This window comes from Brevundimonas sp., assembly GCF_029946145.1.
Classification (GTDB): Bacteria; Pseudomonadota; Alphaproteobacteria; order Caulobacterales; family Caulobacteraceae; genus Brevundimonas.
On record NZ_JAQSDY010000009.1, the window covers coordinates 289,103 to 306,411 of the forward strand.

Here is a 17,309-nt window from a genome sequence, read left to right on the forward strand (position 1 = left end):
AGGACGTTGACGGCGCGGGCTCCTAAGGGGTTATTGGGGGCTCCATCCGCGCGAGCCTTTCATGCCCCAGGACAATCGTCTTCTCATCGCGATCGGCGCCGGACTGGCGATCGTCGCGGCCGTCGTGCTGGCCCTGGTGTTCAGCAGCGGACGGGGACGGGACGCCGGTCCTCCGCCGGCCGCCCAGGGCGGTCTGACGATTGATGTGGCCGACGCCCCAGAGCTGAACACGACCCGTGAACTGCGCTGCTTCGTCAACGGCCAGTTCATCGGCATGGCGACCCTGTCCGACTGCGCGCGCCGCAACGGAGTGGCCACCGACGCGCTCGACGTGGGCATCGACGAGACCGGCGCCCTGGCCGCCGCGCCGACCGCGGCCTTCGCCCCGCCGCCCAGCCTGCCGCCGATCGAGCTTACCGAGGCCGAGCAGCCGGCGCCATCCGACGAGCCCACCCAGCCCCAGCCCACGACCCAGGCCGCCTCGGGCAGCGCCTGTCTGCGTCATACAGGATCGGACTGGCGCTCGCTGTCCTCGAACATGAGCCTGAACGCCTGCGTCCAGGCGCTGTACGCCGGCACCTGCGTCCGTCCGGGCGAGGCCCTTTATGGTCGCTGGGGCGAGACCACGCTCAGGCTGGTGCCGCGCCGGGTCGAACAGTCGCCCGACAACAACCGTTTCCGCACCCTGGTCGAGCAGGACCGGGCCTGCCAATTCCCGGGGCTGCGCTGATGAAAACTCTGACGACCGCCGCGCTGGGCGCGAGCTTGCTGGCCCTCGCAGCCTGTGAAAAGGCCACCGAGGCCCCCTTCGACGCCGGCGTCTGCTACGCTGTCGAAATGGGCGCCGAGGGCGAGGCTCCGCGCTTCAACAAGGTCGCGGACGACCAGCCGCAGATCGAGTTCTGCGCCGCCCGCCTCGAGGAAATGCGCCTGCGCTTCCTGCGCCTGGGCGGCAGCCGCCGCGAGGTGTTGGGCTCGTACCAGGGGCAGTTCATCTTCATCGACCGCGCCGGGGTGTGGATTTCGAAGACGCTGGAAGGGTCGCGGTTCATCCTGCTGGCCCGGACCGGCGACGGACGGCTGGCCATTCCCAGCGCAATCCAGCGCGCCATCGACGGCACGCCGGTGGCGGTCTCGGTGAACCCCGAGCAGGCGGCGCCCGCGCCCGCACCCTAGACGGGCCGGAACAAACATGGAACAAAGCGCCTGTGGATGACGGCGACAAACCTGACCTGCGGGTCGCGGAAGCGCGCTAGTCAGGCCTGACAATCAATCCCGGCCCGGAACAGCGCGAAGCGCGGCGGGCCCGAACGAAGAAGAAGGAGCTCGGCGATGGCGGGCAGCGTCAACAAGGTCATTCTGGTCGGCAACCTGGGCAAGGACCCGGAAATCCGCACCCTGAACTCGGGCGAGCGGGTCGCGAACCTGTCGCTGGCCACGTCCGAGCAGTGGCGCGACAAGGCCACCGGCGAGCGCAAGGAAAAGACCGAGTGGCATCGCGTCGTGATCTTCAACGACAACATCATCAAGGTCGCCGAGAACTATCTGAAGAAGGGCTCGACGGTTTACATCGAGGGCACGCTGGCGACCCGCAAATGGACCGACGCCCAGGGCGTCGAGAAATATTCGACCGAGGTCGTGGTCAACAAGTTCAAGGGCGAGCTGACCATGCTGGGCGGTCGTGACGGCGGCTCCGGCGGCGGGGCCCAGCGCGGCGGCGACGACGACTATTCCTCGGGCTTCTCGACCGGTGGCGCCAACAAGCCCAGCGGTCCCAAGGAAAGCTACGACCTGAACGACGACATTCCGTTCTAGGCGCATGACAGGCGGTAACGGGGCGTTCGCGAAACGCTCCGTTACCCGCTTTGACACCCCGGCGGCGCGGACCTGTGCCATAGCCCGGTGGTGATTACCCCTGACAAGCCCCACAGCCCGCTCTCGCCGGTCGAGATTCTCGCCATCATCGCTGTGGTGGTGATCTGGGGCGTGAACAACGCCGCGGCCAAGCTGGCAACTGAAACCATGCCGCCGCTGCTGGTGGGCGCGCTGAGGTTCGCGATCGCGGCGGCTTGCCTGATTCCGTTCGTGCGGCGACCGTTCCCGAACTGGAAGAGCCTGGCGATCATCGTCGTGCTGGGCGGACCGATCCACTATGGCCTGATCTACCTGGCCTTCTGGCTGGCGCAGGACGTCAGTCCCGTGTCCGTGGCCGCGCAGCTGTGGGTGCCGTTCACGGCGCTGTTCGCCTTCCTGCTGCTGGGCGAGAAGCTGTCGCGTTACGCCCTGGCCGGCATGGCCGTGGCCTTCGCGGGCGTGGCCTGGATGACGCTGGATCCGCATGCCATCGCCGACTGGAAGGCCATTCTGGTCGGCATTGCCGCGGCCTCGGCCTGGGCCCTGACGACGGTGATCGCGCGACGCACCACCTCAATCCCGCCGCTGAAGATGCAGGGGCTTCTGGCCCTGGTGGCCCTGCCGACCCTGGCCTTCGGCTCGGCGATGTTCGAACAGGGTCAGTGGCAGGCGATCCGGCAGGCCGACGCGCTGGTGTGGGTCTCCGTCGTCTGGGCGGGCCTGGTCTCGTCCGTGATCGCCACGACGCTGGTGTTCTGGCTGGTGCAGAAGCGCGAGGCAGGGCGGGTGACGCCCTATCTGCTGGCCACCCCCGTGGTGTCGATCCTGATCGGCTGGGGTTTCATGGGCGATGTGCTGACGCCGCAGATTCTGACGGGCGCGGCCCTGACCATGGGAGGGGTCGCCATCGTGGCCCTGGCCGAGCGCGGGCTCAGGGCCGGCGCGGCCAGGGCCTGACAAGCAAAAGGCCCGGACGCTTTCGTATCCGGGCCTTCTTGACAGACTTGTCGAGCGCCTAGAGGCCCGGAAGCTTGAAGCCCGTGTCGCGGCGTGGCGCGATGACGATGCCGACGCGCCCGCCGGTCAGAGCCTGCAGGCGCGCGTATTCGCTGGCGGCGTCGACAGTGACCGCGCCTTCCGACGTCTGGACCGGGGTCGCCACCTGGGTGGCGGGGTCTTCGCGGCGCCAGAACAGCAGCCGGTTGGCCCAGCCCTCTTCCTTGTGCGCCAGATCGCCGAACTCGTCGTCGACCACATAGCGCGCCAAGGGATCGGCGCGGTCGCCGCCGGCCTGGGCGACCAGCTGCTGTTCGCCGGCCGAGCGGGTCACGGCCTGACGCTGGCCCAGCAGGATCTGGCGGGCGGCGGATTCGGGAGCCAATTCCTGCGGGCGCGGCTGGCCGGGCGCCGGCGGACGCAGGCCGTATTCCGGCGGCACGGTCAGCGGGGCGGTGGACACAGTCAGGAATTCGTCGGGCGTGATCTTGGTCAGGCCGATCCCCTGCCGAACGCTCGAGCAGGCGCCGAGCGCGAGCATCGAGGTGGTGAGGGTCAGGACGGCGACAGTACGAAGGCGCATTATGTGATCTCGGTGACGATCGGGTCGGGCGCCGAACGGGCGCGCGCGTAGCCCTGGATGAATGCGGCTGATTACGACTTTTCGGCGGCGAGGCCAACCTTGGCCGCCCGTTCGGACAGCAGGCTGTCCAGAATCAGCAGGATGACGCCGGTTGTGATGGCGCTGTCGGCGACGTTGAAGACCCAGGGGAAGACCCGGGTGCCCGAAAAATCGATGAAATCGACGACGAAGCCGAAGCGGATACGGTCGATCACATTGCCGATCGCGCCGCCCATGACCAGGCCGATGGCGCTGATCAGCAGTCGCCGGTCGGCCCGCAGCGCCCACCAGCCCAGAACGCCGGCGACGACGATCGAGAACAGGCTCAGCATCCAGCGGGCCGAGCCGTCGCCGAACAGGCCGAAGCTGACGCCGCGGTTCTCGACCCAGGTGAAGTTGAGGATCGGCGGCAGAACCTCGACGCGTCCCATTTCACGCAGATCGAGACCGGATACGATCCAGGCCTTGGTCAACTGGTCGAGGACGACGACGAGCAGGGCGAAGGCGAAGGCCGTGACGGCGAGACGTGGGATTTTCATGCGGGCCGCTGAAATGTGGAGCGCGTTCGGTTAGCAGTCCGCGGGCCAACCGCGAAGGGGCAATCGTGTCACGGCGCCGCGCAGGTCCATCAGCGGTTGTCTCGAAGGGCCCGAGGCCCCAGATGTGACGCTTCCAGTTCACGGAAAGACCCGCCCGCATTCCAGGAGCGCCGATGCCGCATGCCGACAGCCTGATTCTCACCCTTGTCGGCGGCTTCGTTCTGGCGTTCGTATTCGGCATGCTGGCCAACCGGCTGAAGTTGTCGCCACTGGTGGGCTATCTGGTGGCGGGGGTGCTGGTCGGTCCCCACACCGGCGGATTTGTCGCCGACACGGAGCTGGCGCCGCAGCTGGCCGAAATCGGCATCATCCTGCTGATGTTCGGGGTGGGGCTGCATTTCTCGCTGGCCGACCTGATGAAGGTGCGAAAGATCGCCATCCCCGGCGCCCTCGTTCAGATCGCGGCGGCGACCGGACTGGGGTGGGTCCTCGGCCGGCTGATGGGGATGAGCCATCTCGAGGCGACGCTGATGGGGTTCGCCCTGTCGGTTGCGTCCACGGTCGTGCTGCTGCGGGCGCTGGAGGAACGGAAACAGGTCAAGGGGCCAATCGGCCGGCTCGCGATGGGCTGGCTGATCGTCGAGGATCTGGTGATCGTCGTCGCGCTCGTCATCCTGCCGCTGCTGGTCATCCAGCCGGGCGAGAGACTGGACGGCATGGAGCTGGCGCAGTCGATCGGCTGGACCCTGTTCAAGGTCGCGGCTTTCACGGGCGTGATGCTGGTGGTCGGCGCCCGGCTGCTGCCGTGGTTGCTTGTGCGCATCGCCCACACCCGTTCGCGAGAACTGTTCACCCTCGGGGTCCTGGCCATCGCCCTTGGCATCGCCTGGATCGCCTACGCCCTGTTCCACTCGTTCGCCCTGGGCGCCTTCCTCGCGGGGCTGGTGCTGAACAGCTCGCCGCTGGGCCACAACGCGGCCGAACGGTCACTGCCCCTGCGCGACGCCTTCGCCGTGCTGTTCTTCGTCTCTGTCGGCATGTTGTTCGACCCGACGATCCTGCTCCGCGAGCCGCTGGCCATAATGGGCGTGCTGGCCATCGTAATCGTCGGCAAGTCCATCGCGGCCCTGGCGATCACCAGCGCCTTCAAGCTGGACAGGGCGACCAGCCTGACGGTCGCCGCGGCCCTGGCCCAGATCGGCGAGTTCTCCTTCATCCTCGCCGCCCTCAGCGTACAGCTGGGCGGCATGCGGCAGGAGACGCACGACCTCATCCTGGCCGCCGCCCTGCTGTCGATCTCGCTGAACCCGTTTGTCTTCGCCTTGATCGATCGGATGGGCGCCCGACCGAAGCCGCCGGTCAGCGGTTCGGTCGAGGGATTGGCCCTGGCGAAGGAAAAGGCCGCCGCCGTGAATCCGGCGACGGCCTGATCTCTTTCGCCTGTCAGTGTCGCGTCACAGCACCCCGATCATGCTCGCTACCAGCGGGTGGCGGACGATGTCCTGTTCGGCCAGCCGCACCACGGCGATGTTCGGCACGGGCATCAGCCGTTCGGCGATGTCCGACAGGCCCGAGATGCCCGGCAGCAGATCGGACTGCTGCGGGTCGCCCGTGACCACCATGGTCGAATGCCAGCCCAGCCGGGTCAGCAGCATCTTCAACTGCACATAGGTACAGTTCTGGGCCTCGTCGACGACGATGAAGGCGTTGTTCAGGGTGCGGCCGCGCATATAGCCGATGGGGGCGATCTCGATCAGCCCTTCGGCCATCAGGGCCTTGACCCGCTTCATCGAGAGCCGGTCCGAGAGGGCGTCGTAGAGGGGGCGCAGATAGGGGGCCAGCTTGTCCTCCATGTCGCCGGGCAGGAAGCCGATCGATTCCCCGGCCTCGACGGCGGGGCGGCTCAGGACGATGCGGCCGATCTTGCCGGCTTCCAGCGCCTCGACCGCCTTGGCGACGGCCAGATAGGTCTTGCCCGTGCCTGCGGGTCCGAGGGCCAGGACCATGTTGTGATTGTCGATGGCGGTCATCAACTCGGCCTGACCGTCCGACTTCGGCTTCAGCGTCTTCAGATAGGCCTGGTCCCGGTCGTCGTTGGACGGATAGGGCGACCAGCCGCCCTGGCCGGCGTGGGTCGGAAGGCGGCGTACCTTGGAATCCTCCATGAACTGACGGGAATCGAGCACACCGTGCTCACGCGATGTCTCGCGGGTCTGGCGCTTGATGGCTGCACGCTTGGTCATGGACGCCTCCAGGGCATGAAAAAAGGCGATGCCGCAAAAGCATCGCCTCGAACGAAGGTAGGGAGAGAAGAAGGGGATGCGACGCATCCGCCCGGATCGGAGGAGGGCCCTTCCAGGGACCGGAAATCTCCCAGCGGCGCGAGCCGCCGAACCGAACGCACCACGCACGTCCCCCGAGGTCTGACCGGACCGGGCTTGATCCGGCTTCCGATCCGGGGCCGAAATGGCGGCCTCGAATCGCATCAACAGAATGATGCTAGCGTGGTTTACGAAGGCTTAAAGCCAAGAAACCGTTCAAGATAAGGTTATGTTTCCATGACGATTCATGCGTTGGCTGACAAGAAACCACAGCTTCCGCCAGAGGGCGAATACTGGGTTGCTCCGAACGCGACCGTCATAGGAGACGTGATTCTGAAGCCGGGCGCCAGCATCTGGTTCGGAGCGGTCGTGCGAGGCGACAACGACCCCATCACCATCGGCCGGGACACCAATATCCAGGACGGCAGCGTGCTCCATTCCGACCCCGGCGAGCCGTTGACCATCGGCGACGGGGTGACCGTCGGCCATATGGTCATGCTCCATAGCTGCGAGATCGGCGACAACAGCCTGATCGGCATCGGGGCTGTGGTGCTGGGGCGGGCCCGGATCGGGAAGAATTGCCTGATCGGCGCCAACACCCTGATCACCGAGGGCAAGGTCATACCCGACGGCTCGCTGGTGATGGGCCAGCCCGGAAAGGTGGTGCGGCAACTCGAGCCCGGGCAGATCGAGGCGTTGAGGGCTTCGGCGGCGCACTATGTCCAGAACTGGAAGCGCTATCGCGCCGACCTTGTCGCCGTCACGCCAGCCGGCGGCCGTGAATCGCCGCAAGGCTGAGCGGAGCCCGGGCGGGTTCGCCGACGCCGATCGAGACCCGGGCCGTCAGCAGGCGGGGCTCGTCGGCGGCCAGGGTCAGGGTGGCGGCCGGCGCGTACAATCCCAGGACCCGATCGGGTTCACCGGACGGACCCCGCAGGGGAACCATGGTGATCTCGATCTGGGCCGCGCCCTGGCCGGCCAGGGCGACCACGACCACGGGGCGGGCTTCCCGCAGGGTTTGCGTCAGGGCGGCGGCGACCAGGGGACGCGAGGCGGGCCGCCACAGCGACAGCAGGGGCTGGTCCTTGAGGCTCTCACCGTGGAAACCCTCGATCCAGCCGCCCGCCAGCCGCACGACGGCCTCCTCGCCGGGACGGTCGGCCATGAACACACGGGGCAGGCGCAGGCCCAGCACCGCGGGCTCCACAGCCGCGCGCGCCGGTATGCCGGCCCGGGTGTCGGCGCGGCGGGACAGGCCGGTCCAGTGGTCGATCAGGAATTGCGTATCAGGATGAAACATCGCCTTGGCCTCTGATCCTTTCGCCGCAAGGCCCGGGCCGGGTCGAAAGCAACGGAATTGAAAGGCTTGCTGGCGTCAGATGCAGATTGGAGCGGCCCGCGTATTGCAGGGACCGCGCAAGTTTTGATGTGGAGGTCGGCCCATGCGGGTGCGGATCATGAACTGGCTGCTGGCGCTGGGGGGCTTCACCGCCCTGATGGCGTTCGCCGATCCGGCAGCGGCCCAGTGCGGACCGGTATGCCCGCCGCCGCCCCCGCCGTGCTGCGAACCCCCGCCGCCGCCGCCATCGCCTCCTCCATGCTGCGAGCTGCCGCCACCCCCGCCGTGCTGTGGCGGCGGCGGAAACCTGAACGTCAATGTGAACGTCAACGCCAACGCCAACTCCAGCGCGGCGGCCCGGGCGGGTCTGAACGCCCGGGCCGGCGGCAGCGTCTTCGTCAGCGGCGGCGGTTCGGCCTATGTGACGGTCGATCAGCCCTATCCCACCACCATCAGTGGCCTGAACGTCGAGGGCGCGCGGGTGCGCAGGACCATCCGGGTTCCGTATGAAGCCCGTCGGCGGTGGGAAAAGCGGGTGGTGATCCGGGCCTACTGCATCGACGACCGCAACGTGCCGCACCCGGCGTCCCAGGTTCGCCCCGATCGCGAGGTTGACGGCGACTATGAGGGCGAACTCTACCGCTGCCTCGCCGGCACCTGGCTCCAGATCACCTGGGCCGAGTACCAGGGCGACGCGGACTTCGGCCACGGCGAGACCATGGACTGCCGCAAGGGCGAAGCCCTGTGGCACGGCCGCGGCGGCCAGATCGAGTGCAAGCGGCAGCGCGACGAGCGCGACTGCAACGAACGTTCGCTGCTCCGCCGCTACGGCGCGGGCGTGAAAATCGTGACCTGGCTCCGCGAGGAGACCTACACCGAGTACCGCGAGGAAGTGATCGAAGAGGCCGGCATGGCTGTGTCGGGCGCGATGATCACCCTGGACGGCGGCGTGGGCGGTCGGGTTTTCTGACGCCAGTCTGAACACCGGTGTTCAGCCGCGGGTCAGCCGCGGACGCCTACAACGGTCAGCGTCGGCTCCGTCGACAACTCCTGAGAAGCAAACTGGCCCCGATCCGCAAGGACCGGGGCCATTTTTTCGCCTACTGGGCCGCCGGCGCCGCCGCGGCAGGCGCGACGGGGTTGTCCGAGGTGATGGTCAGACGCCAGGCCTTGTCAGCCGTCAGGTACTGGCGCGCCAGCCGCTGGATGTCGGCGGCGGTCACGGCTTCGTAGTCCGTCACGTGCGAGCGGATTTCGTCGAAGGTTTCGGGCTTGCGTCCGGCGTCCGCGAGTTGACTCACCCAGTATCCATTGTCGGCCTGGTTGCGGCGCAGCGACTCGACCACGGGCGCTCGCGCGCGCAGCAGTTCGTCGTCGCTGATCGGCGTTTCCCGCAGGCTGGCGGCGATGGACTCGAACGCCGTGAACAGGATCGGCAGGCTTTCGGGGCGCGTTTCGGCCAGCATCAGGAGATAGCCGTAGTCAGGGAAGACTGACGACGATGCGGCCCCGGACCCTGGCGAATAGGCGATGCCCAGCTTTTCGCGGACTTCCTCGTTCAGCCGAAGCTGTACGACGGCGTTGAGGATCGACAGCTGCCGGGCCTCGAGCTGGTCGCCGATCGCATCGGTGGTCGGCCAGCCGACGAGGCCGATCGCCTGCTCGCCCGGACCCTCGTGCTTCAGCTGGACCGGTTCGGCCACGGGCGCGGGGAAGCGCCGGACGTCAGAGCCCGCCAGCGGCTGGGCCTGAGGACCCCGGTCCGGGAGGGCGCCGAAGGTGTTCGCCACGGTGGCGATGGCGGCGTCCACGGTCACGTCGCCGACCATGACGATGTCGATCGGTCCGCGCGCGCGACCCTCGGTCACGCCGGCGCGGACCTCCTCGATCGACATGGCGGCGATCTCTTCCTCCGTCGGCATGGCGTCGCGCTGATCCCCCGAACTGAGTAGTTCGCCGAGGTCGCGGCCCAGCACGCCGCCGGGCGTCGCGCGAAGCTGGGCGAGCTGCGACGGGAACTGGCTGCGGGCCAGTTCGAAGGGTGCGGCGCGAAGACCCGGATCCACCAGATAGGCCGTCAGCACCTGCATCTCGAGCTGGAGATCTTCCGGTTTGGTCGCTCCGTTGAGGGTGAAGGCGTCGGTCGCGAGGCCGGCGTTGACGCTGTAGGTCTTGCCGCTGAGCACGCGGGTCAGCTGATCCACCGTCAGCTTCGACGTGCCGCCCGGTCCCATCACCGAATTGGCCAGGGTCATGGCGGTGACGCGGTCGGTGGGCAGGGCCAACTCGCCGATGCCGGTGCGGACGTTGATCAGGATCTGGTTGTCACGGAACTCGGTCGGTTTGACGAACAGACGGACGCCGTTGGGGAAGTCCACGCGGGTGACCCCAAGGTCCGCGATCTCGGTGCGGGCGCTCGGCTGAGCCGGCGTTCCGAAGTCGGTGTACGGCCACTCCAGGGCTGCGTCGTCGGCGCGCGCGGTCACGGTGACTTGGCGGGAGGCTTCCAGCGCCGCGGTGACGGCGGCCTCACCGCCGTCGATCGCGACCGGGGAGGTGATCATGACGACCGGTCCCTGACCTTCGAAGACCGGGCGGACGGCGGCGGTGACCTGATCGGGCGTCAGGCCTTCGACCGTGGCGTTGAAGAGGTCGAGACCGGTCGCCGGCGAAGCAAAGACGTTTCCGTCATTGGCGGCTCCGAGCAGCCCGTTGGCCAGCGCCGGCGTGGACCGCGTCGCGGCGGCGGTGACCGCGTTCTGCAGCCGGGTGCGGTTGTCGGTGATCTCCCGCTGCAGCTCGGCCTGGGTGATTCCGAACTGGACCAGTCGGCGCTGTTCCTGCTCGATCGTTTCCAGCGCCCGCGTCAGGCCGCCGGGATTGAAGTTGGCGTTGATGGTGCCAGCCGACAGGCTGTCGAATGCGGTGCTGGTTGAAGCGCTTGCGCTTACGAACGGGGGATTGTCGGCGCGCGCCAGTTCCCCGAGGCGACGATTCAGCACCGCCAGACCGAGGCCGCGGATCAGATTCTCGCGGCGTTCGGCGACCGTGTCCGGATCAAGATCAGGCGGGCGGACCCAGTTGATCACGACGGAGGACTGGACGCCCGGTTCGACGAGGATGCGGGTTTCAGGACCGCGCGCGGCGACCTGGCCCAGATCCGGATCGGGACCGTCCGCGGCCTTGGGCTGCCAGTTTTCGAAGGCCGCGCGGATCTTGCCTTCCATCACGTCCACATCGAAATCGCCGACGGCGACAAACGTGGCGCGGTTTGGCCGATAGTAGGCGTTGTAGAACTCCACAAAGCGGTCTCGCGGCGCATTGCGTATGATATCGAGATCACCGATGGGGAAGCGGTTCGCGAGGCGCTGACCGGACGCGATCAGCCCGAACTGGGCCTTGGCGATGCGCAGTTGCGGCGTGTTGCGGGTCCGCTCCTCGCCCTCGATCACGCCGCGTTCGGCGTCGAGCGCGGCGGGGTCCATCAGGGCTTCGGACACCTGTTCCCGCATGATGCGCAGAGCGGCGTCGACGGTCTCGTCATTGGTGCGGGGCAGCTCCAGCATGTAGGCGGTCTGATCGAAGCTGGTGAAGGCGTTTGTATCGGCGCCGAACGCCAGTCCCAGACGCTCGAGGATACGCAACAGGTCGTTCTCTGGGATGTTTGTCGTCCCGTTGAAGGCCATGTGCTCCATGAAGTGGGCCAGACCCAGCTGGTCCTCGTTCTCCATCAGCGAGCCCGCGTCGATGCGCAGGCGCAGCGAGGCCTGACCCGCCGGCGTCGCGTTGCGCATCACGGCGTACTGCATGCCGTTGGGCAGGACGCCGAAACGGACATTGGAATCGGCCGGAATGTCGCTGGCCGCCTGGGCCCATGGGTCGGACGGCTGAACCTGGGCCTGGGCCAGGGCGGGCGACGCGGCGAGCAAGACGGTGGTGGAAGCCGCGACGAGCAGCAACAGGCGACGGGCGGAACGCATTCTCGGTCTCTTTCCGAAAGGCGCGATCACTCCCGGATCGGGGCCGCGCCGGATACTGGGCTGGGGCCGCCGGCCAGATGCCGACGCCCGTGCAACCTTTCAGCGACCGGCGGGGTCGGCTCAAGTTACCGAAGATTAATGTGACGGCCTTGAAACGTAGAAGTTCGCCGAGTTGCCGACAGCGGTCGCGCCCGTGATGACCGCGCGTCCCGATCCCGCGACCGTGGTGTTGGCCACGGCTGAGACGTCGCCGCTGTTGGTCTGGGTATTGGTGGCGTCGAGGAAGGCTTCGCAGGTCGAACAGGCATAGCCGGTGACGCTGTTGCCGACGGCTTCAGCGCCGACATAGACATCGTAGCCATTCGTGCCCGAGAAGGTGGCGGTGACGTCCACGCCGCCCGAGTTGAACTGGGTGTTGTCGATCTCGACGAAGATGTCGTTGTTGCCGACGGACAGCTCATTGGCCACGCCGCGGGCCTGGGCTTCGGCCTGGCCGAAGTCATAGGCGGTGGTCAGGGCCGAGGCCCGGACGAAGCTGGTGTTGTTCTGGTCCGACCCGGTCTCGACCGATCCGCCCTCGTTGTAGAGGATGGCCTGGTTGGCGCTGGCGCGGGCGCGCGCGGCCAGATCCCAGGCATTGCCGGCGTTGGAACTGGCCTCGGCCTCGACAAAGTCGCCGGTCGAGCGCTGGATGATCGACAGGTTCTGACCCGAAGTGGCGTTGCTGTTGACCGCAACGGCGTTGACGATGGCTTCGCTGGTGACGCTGCCGGTCGCCGGAATGTACTGGCTCTGGACGCGGCCGAACGAGCGGACGACAGCCGACGACGACTGGTCGACGGTTCCTTGCAGGAACGAGGCCTGGCCGGCGAGGGCGACGGTGTTGGAAATGGCCGAGGCGTTGACCGCCACGCCGCCGTGCAGCCGGGCGTTACTGTCGCCGACCTCGGTCGTGGCGCTGACCAGATCGCCCATGTTGGATTGGGTCGCATCGACGGTCAGGTCGGCGTTGTAGGCGCTGACGGCCAGGTAGTTGCCGCCGGCCTGGGTCGTCGCATTGACCTCACCATACGTGTCGCCGCCCAGGGTGAGGTCCGTCCGCGCCACGGCGTCGCCGCGCATGTCCTGGTTCGACTGCACCGTGATGGCCCCGTTCTCGACAGCGCCCGAGGCCGAGTTGCCCTGGGCCGAGGTTTCGACGGTCACCTGGTCCTGGGCGTCGACGACGTTCAGCGTCTGGCCAGCGAAGACATCGCCCAGCTGCAGCTGTTCGTTCAGAACGATGGCGCCGTCCTGCGGCGGTGTCCGGGCGGCGGCCTCAGTAGCGGTTGCCGCGCACAGCACCGTCGCGGCGATCGTGCCAGCGAGACGGATCCGCACGTGTAGCGCCATTGTTTGTGTCCGTGTTGGGGTAGGCGGGATAGTAGCCGCCGGTCGGGCCGACGGCGCCGCCCAGTGGGTCGGGGCCGGCGGTCAGGCAGATTTCGGGCCCGGGCGCGCCATACAGGTTGGCCATGAACTCGACTGTGGCGCGCTCGATCAGGGCGCGAACGGCCAGTTGCACCGGCTCCAGCCCGCCTTCGCCCGCGGAGATGTCGAAGACGTTGCCGTTCAGGAAGTCGAACACCCCGGCCGAGATCTCGCGGCCGATGATCTGCTTCTGATAGGAGACGACATCGACGACCTCCATGGTCGTGGTCTGCACCAGGCGCAGGTCGATGGCGATGTTCATCACATAGGACTTGCCCGCGAACGCCGTGGACAGGGGGGTCTGGCTCGCAGCCTGTCCCGCTGCCATGTCGAAGCCGGCGGACCGGATATTGTAGTTCACCTCGGTGATGCCGCCGACGATGTAGAAGTCGGATCCTGGCACCTGGCCGGCCAGGATGCGGCGGTACTGGGTGTCGCCGGGACCGCCGGGGCCCTGGTCGCCGATCAGGCGGTTGTTGGCGTAGCGCAGCTCAAGCTCGGACACCGAGGTGTCATAGCGTTCGACGATGTGGGCGCCGGCCTTGGCCAGCGCCGTATTGGCCATCAGCGAGGCGCCGCCGGTCACCTGGCGGCCGCCGTCGGCCGAGACCGTGCCGGTGTAGTCGCTGATCCGACCGACCGCGATGCGCGGCGAGGGCAGGCTGTAGCGGCGGGCGTAGTCGGCCATGCAGTAGAGAGCGGCGGAGTAGGGGGTCGGGTTGGCGGTCACGGGCGCATCGCCGATCGGCGAGGCGTATTGCCCGTTCGGACCCGCCGAGGCGGAAATGCAGCCGCTCAGAAGCGCCGCAGCCGCAGAGGCTATGCCCGCGACCCGAAGCCGGCGGGAAAGGGAGCCAGAGCTCATGGAAGCCTCAGGGTGCCGTTCAGGCTGGTTCCGGCGTTGATCGCGCCGTTGTTCACCTGGGTGGAATTGACGATGACGGTGTTGTGGTTGCCCTGAACGACGACATTCAGGTTGTTGCCGATGGCGGTCGAGCCGCCGATGGCGCCCGTCCCGCCCGCGCCCGAGAAGCTGGAGGAGACGCCTCCGCTGGCGCTGGAATAGGTGCTGGCGCCGGCCTGGATGACGCCGTCGATGATCAGCCGGTTGCCGTTCGCGTCCCGGGTCGATCCGGTCTGGGGGCGGGCGGTCGTGTAACGCGAGCCGCCGTAGCCGGCCTGATAGGTTCCCATGCTCGATGAACCGGCCGACTGGGCCGAAGCCGGGACCGGCGCGGCGAGAGTGACGGCAAGGGCAATCGCAGGCAGGAGCTTGATGCGCATGGTCATGGCGGCCACCTCTCACGCAAACAGGGTCAACGGATCAGAAAGGATCCTTCGTCCCACTCTGGGTCATGGTTATTAAGAAGCGCTTGCCATGAGGGCGTCTGACAACCGATTGGTTTGTCTTCGTGAATCGCCGGAGCTTTCATCCTGAACGCGCAGCCGCCCGAACGTGTGTTCAACGCCCCCCTCGTGGCGGTCGGCGTCGCTGTGTCGATGCCCGTCATCTACTGGCTTCAGACGCGTCTGCCGGATGGCGGAGTGTCGCTGGCCTTTCGCCCGTCTTCGCTTTGGGACGGCGGCTGGTGGCCGGGCGTGCTGACGTCGATGCTGGTTCACGGCGGTTGGCCCCATGTGGGGATGAACGCCATCATGGGACTGGCCTTCGGCGCCCCGGTCGCGCGGCTGATGCCGGGCGGGAAGGGCGCAATGGGGTTCCTGGCTTTCTATATACTGTGCGGCCTGCTCGCGACCGCGGGATACGGGCTGGCGCATCCCGCCAGCTATGACGCCCTGGTCGGGGCGTCGGGGGCGGTGTTCGGTCTGATGGGGGCGGCCCTGCGCCTGCTGGGCCGCAAGCCCGGAAAGCTGAGATCGCTGACCGACACCCGCTTCCTGACCCCGGCGGTGGCGATCATGGCGGTCAACGCCGCCGTCGGCCTGTTGGGCTTTGCTCCGGGAATGGAAGGCGCCCGCATCGCCTGGGAGGCCCACGCCTTCGGATTCATCGCCGGAGCCCTGCTGATCGGCCCGTGGGCCAGCGTATTTCGCGCAAGACCGGAAGCATTTGATTCGCCGCCCGATCTGCGCGACCCTGACGCCTGAAGCGGTCCATCCGCGGCCGCGCTCTATATAGAGAGGGAGGAGCCGCGATGCTGGTCGCCGAAATTCTCAAGGACAAGGGCGACGCCGTCTACGCCATCGGGCCCGAACTGACGCTGGGGGAGGCGTGCGGCGAACTGGATCGGCTGCGGGTCGGCGCCCTGATGGTCTGCAACAATGACAAGGTGGTGGGCGTGCTGTCCGAACGGGACGTGGTCAAGGCCGTGGCCCGCGATGGCCAGACGGCGCTGAACCAGCCTGTTTCGACCTTCATGACCGCCGAGGTGGTGTTCGCCGCGCCCGGCGAGACGGTGGCGATTCTCATGGGGCGGATGACCGACCGGCGAATCCGGCATCTGCCGGTGCTGCGCGACGGTCGACTGGCCGGCGTGATCTCGATTGGCGACGTGGTGAAATGCCAGATCGCCGAGGCCACCCAGGAAGCTGAATCCCTGCGCACCTATATAGCGGCAGGCTGAAGGGCAGGCGGGCAGGGCGCGTATCGCGGATCGCCCTGGAAAGGCCGGGGTCCATCGACCGCGACTCCGCGAGAAAGTTCGCAAAACTGTCGGAATCGGCTTGCGGACAAAATGGCCGCTGCGTATATCGCCGCCTCGCTCGGAAACGGGCCGGCCGCCGGGGCCACGGAGACGAAAGTCTCCAGCGGTTCCCCGGGAAGAAAGTCGCAGATGCGGGTTGCTTCCTTAAGGTGTTTCGGTTAGGTTCCGCGCTCCAATCGAATCGTCGGTAACGAAACAGAGGCAAGCCTCTCGGGCTTTCCAGACGGTTTTTTGCGGCCTGAAGTCTCCGGATTTCTCTTCCGCGAAATGGCTGAAAAGCCCGGTTGACACGGAGATTGGCTCTCTTTAGACAGCCGCCTCCACCGGCCTCCCGGGCCGGTTCGCAGACAGAGGTTCTTCTTTAAAAAGAACCACTTGACGCGGAAAACTGAGGCGCTAAACAGCGCCTCCCTCGTCTCCGGACGGGGCGGACGGGAAAGAGGTTGTTCTTCGGAATAACCGCTTGACACGGAATACCGAGGCGACTACATCGCCGCCTCCGCCGCAACCGGGCGCTAAACGGTTGGAGCCGGTCTCCGGTTCCTCTGGTCTTTGAAATCGTTGATCTGGAAAGAGAAACGCAGGCGGCGGTGTCCTAGCGACGGTTCTTCGGAACTGTCTCGACACTGACAACTGCGGTCTTTTTGAAAAGACACCATGACGTCGCTCTTCGGAGAGGCGTTCGTGGGATCTCGTCAAGAATACGTAGAACTAATGCCAACCGGTCTTCGGATCGGTCTGCTTAGGTCAGATAGTCAACTCAACCTGAGAGTTTGATCCTGGCTCAGAGCGAACGCTGGCGGCAGGCCTAACACATGCAAGTCGAACGAACTCTTCGGAGTTAGTGGCGGACGGGTGAGTAACACGTGGGAACGTGCCTTTTGGTTCGGAATAACTCAGGGAAACTTGTGCTAATACCGAATGTGCCCTTCGGGGGAAAGATTTATCGCCATTAGAGCGGCCCGCGTCTGATTAGCTTGTTGGTGGGGTAATGGCCCACCAAGGCTACGATCAGTAGCTGGTCTGAGAGGATGACCAGCCACATTGGGACTGAGACACGGCCCAAACTCCTACGGGAGGCAGCAGTGGGGAATCTTGCGCAATGGGCGAAAGCCTGACGCAGCCATGCCGCGTGTATGATGAAGGTCTTAGGATTGTAAAATACTTTCACCGGTGAAGATAATGACTGTAGCCGGAGAAGAAGCCCCGGCTAACTTCGTGCCAGCAGCCGCGGTAATACGAAGGGGGCTAGCGTTGCTCGGAATTACTGGGCGTAAAGGGAGCGTAGGCGGACATTTAAGTCAGAGGTGAAATCCCGGAGCTTAACTTCGGAACTGCCTTTGATACTGGGTGTCTTGAGTGTGAGAGAGGTATGTGGAACTCCGAGTGTAGAGGTGAAATTCGTAGATATTCGGAAGAACACCAGTGGCGAAGGCGACATACTGGCTCATTACTGACGCTGAGGCTCGAAAGCGTGGGGAGCAAACAGGATTAGATACCCTGGTAGTCCACGCCGTAAACG

At 66.5% G+C, this 17,309-nt stretch carries 17 protein-coding genes and 1 rRNA gene; 10 read left to right on the forward strand and 8 right to left on the reverse strand.

Translation table 11 applies throughout. The annotated features are described in order from the left end of the window. The first annotated feature begins 61 nt into the window (after positions 1-61). The 4 genes from PSV23_RS03765 (at position 62) to PSV23_RS03780 (ending at position 2,811) form a co-directional block, all read left to right on the forward strand. Positions 62-730, forward strand: coding sequence for a hypothetical protein (locus PSV23_RS03765; RefSeq protein WP_300466173.1), 669 nt, complete (start codon positions 62-64; stop codon positions 728-730). Continuing rightward, entirely contained in the window at positions 730-1,176 is a 447-nt protein-coding gene (locus PSV23_RS03770) for a hypothetical protein (RefSeq protein ID WP_300466174.1), read from the forward strand. The genes PSV23_RS03765 and PSV23_RS03770 overlap by 1 nt, the downstream gene beginning before the upstream one ends. Before the next feature lie 156 nt (positions 1,177-1,332). Then, entirely contained in the window at positions 1,333-1,815 is a 483-nt protein-coding gene (gene ssb, locus PSV23_RS03775; RefSeq protein WP_300466175.1) for a single-stranded DNA-binding protein, read from the forward strand. Positions 1,816-1,902: 87 nt separating this feature from the next. Further along, positions 1,903-2,811 (forward strand): DMT family transporter, encoded by a 909-nt coding sequence (locus tag PSV23_RS03780; RefSeq protein WP_300466176.1) that lies wholly within the window; start codon positions 1,903-1,905, stop codon positions 2,809-2,811. Positions 2,812-2,869: 58 nt separating this feature from the next. Here the strand turns inward: PSV23_RS03780 and PSV23_RS03785 are convergent, their stop codons facing one another. Next, positions 2,870-3,433 (reverse strand): DUF3035 domain-containing protein, encoded by a 564-nt coding sequence (locus tag PSV23_RS03785; RefSeq protein WP_300466177.1) that lies wholly within the window; start codon positions 3,431-3,433, stop codon positions 2,870-2,872. A gap of 71 nt (positions 3,434-3,504) precedes the next feature. Further along, the gene (gene lspA, locus PSV23_RS03790) at positions 3,505-4,011 is read right to left on the reverse strand and encodes a signal peptidase II (RefSeq protein ID WP_300466178.1); all 507 of its coding nucleotides are present in this window, start codon (positions 4,009-4,011) and stop codon (positions 3,505-3,507) included. Between the two features lie 173 nt (positions 4,012-4,184). Between lspA and PSV23_RS03795 the strand changes: the two genes are divergently transcribed. Beyond that, on the forward strand, positions 4,185-5,441 hold the full coding sequence (locus PSV23_RS03795) for a cation:proton antiporter (protein WP_300466179.1): 1,257 nt from the start codon (positions 4,185-4,187) through the stop codon (positions 5,439-5,441). A 24-nt stretch (positions 5,442-5,465) separates the two neighbouring features. Here the strand turns inward: PSV23_RS03795 and PSV23_RS03800 are convergent, their stop codons facing one another. Further along, a complete protein-coding gene (locus tag PSV23_RS03800; protein ID WP_300466199.1) occupies positions 5,466-6,266 on the reverse strand; it encodes a PhoH family protein in 801 nt (266 codons plus the stop codon). Between the two features lie 303 nt (positions 6,267-6,569). Between PSV23_RS03800 and PSV23_RS03805 the strand changes: the two genes are divergently transcribed. Further along, positions 6,570-7,130: a gamma carbonic anhydrase family protein gene (locus PSV23_RS03805; RefSeq protein ID WP_300466180.1), complete on the forward strand. Its 561-nt coding sequence runs from the start codon at positions 6,570-6,572 to the stop codon at positions 7,128-7,130. Here PSV23_RS03805 and PSV23_RS03810 read toward each other — a convergent pair. Further along, positions 7,093-7,632 carry a PAS domain-containing protein gene (locus tag PSV23_RS03810; protein ID WP_300466181.1) on the reverse strand — a complete coding sequence of 180 codons (540 nt, stop codon included), beginning with the start codon at positions 7,630-7,632 and terminating at the stop codon, positions 7,093-7,095. The genes PSV23_RS03805 and PSV23_RS03810 overlap by 38 nt on opposite strands. Before the next feature lie 142 nt (positions 7,633-7,774). Between PSV23_RS03810 and PSV23_RS03815 the strand changes: the two genes are divergently transcribed. Beyond that, positions 7,775-8,641, forward strand: coding sequence for a hypothetical protein (locus PSV23_RS03815; protein WP_300466182.1), 867 nt, complete (start codon positions 7,775-7,777; stop codon positions 8,639-8,641). Positions 8,642-8,771: 130 nt separating this feature from the next. Here the strand turns inward: PSV23_RS03815 and PSV23_RS03820 are convergent, their stop codons facing one another. The 4 genes from PSV23_RS03820 to hfaA all read right to left on the reverse strand — a co-directional run bounded on the left by PSV23_RS03820 (position 8,772) and on the right by hfaA (position 14,411). Further along, a complete protein-coding gene (locus PSV23_RS03820; RefSeq protein WP_300466183.1) occupies positions 8,772-11,651 on the reverse strand; it encodes a pitrilysin family protein in 2,880 nt (959 codons plus the stop codon). A 135-nt stretch (positions 11,652-11,786) separates the two neighbouring features. Beyond that, positions 11,787-13,031: a holdfast anchor protein HfaD gene (gene hfaD, locus PSV23_RS03825; protein WP_300466184.1), complete on the reverse strand. Its 1,245-nt coding sequence runs from the start codon at positions 13,029-13,031 to the stop codon at positions 11,787-11,789. Next, a complete protein-coding gene (hfaB, locus tag PSV23_RS03830; RefSeq protein ID WP_300466185.1) occupies positions 12,970-13,986 on the reverse strand; it encodes a holdfast anchoring protein HfaB in 1,017 nt (338 codons plus the stop codon). Before hfaB ends, hfaD begins: the two co-directional genes overlap by 62 nt. Further along, entirely contained in the window at positions 13,983-14,411 is a 429-nt protein-coding gene (gene hfaA / locus PSV23_RS03835) for a holdfast anchoring protein HfaA (RefSeq protein WP_300466186.1), read from the reverse strand. Before hfaA ends, hfaB begins: the two co-directional genes overlap by 4 nt. A gap of 168 nt (positions 14,412-14,579) precedes the next feature. Here hfaA and PSV23_RS03840 point away from each other — a divergent pair, with 168 nt between their 5' ends. The 3 genes from PSV23_RS03840 to PSV23_RS03850 all read left to right on the forward strand — a co-directional run. Then, entirely contained in the window at positions 14,580-15,230 is a 651-nt protein-coding gene (locus PSV23_RS03840; RefSeq protein ID WP_300466187.1) for a rhomboid family intramembrane serine protease, read from the forward strand. 47 nt (positions 15,231-15,277) lie between these two features. Further along, positions 15,278-15,706 carry a CBS domain-containing protein gene (locus PSV23_RS03845; protein WP_300466188.1) on the forward strand — a complete coding sequence of 143 codons (429 nt, stop codon included), beginning with the start codon at positions 15,278-15,280 and terminating at the stop codon, positions 15,704-15,706. Between the two features lie 842 nt (positions 15,707-16,548). Next, positions 16,549-17,309: ribosomal RNA gene (locus PSV23_RS03850) — 16S ribosomal RNA — on the forward strand; the annotation flags it as partial.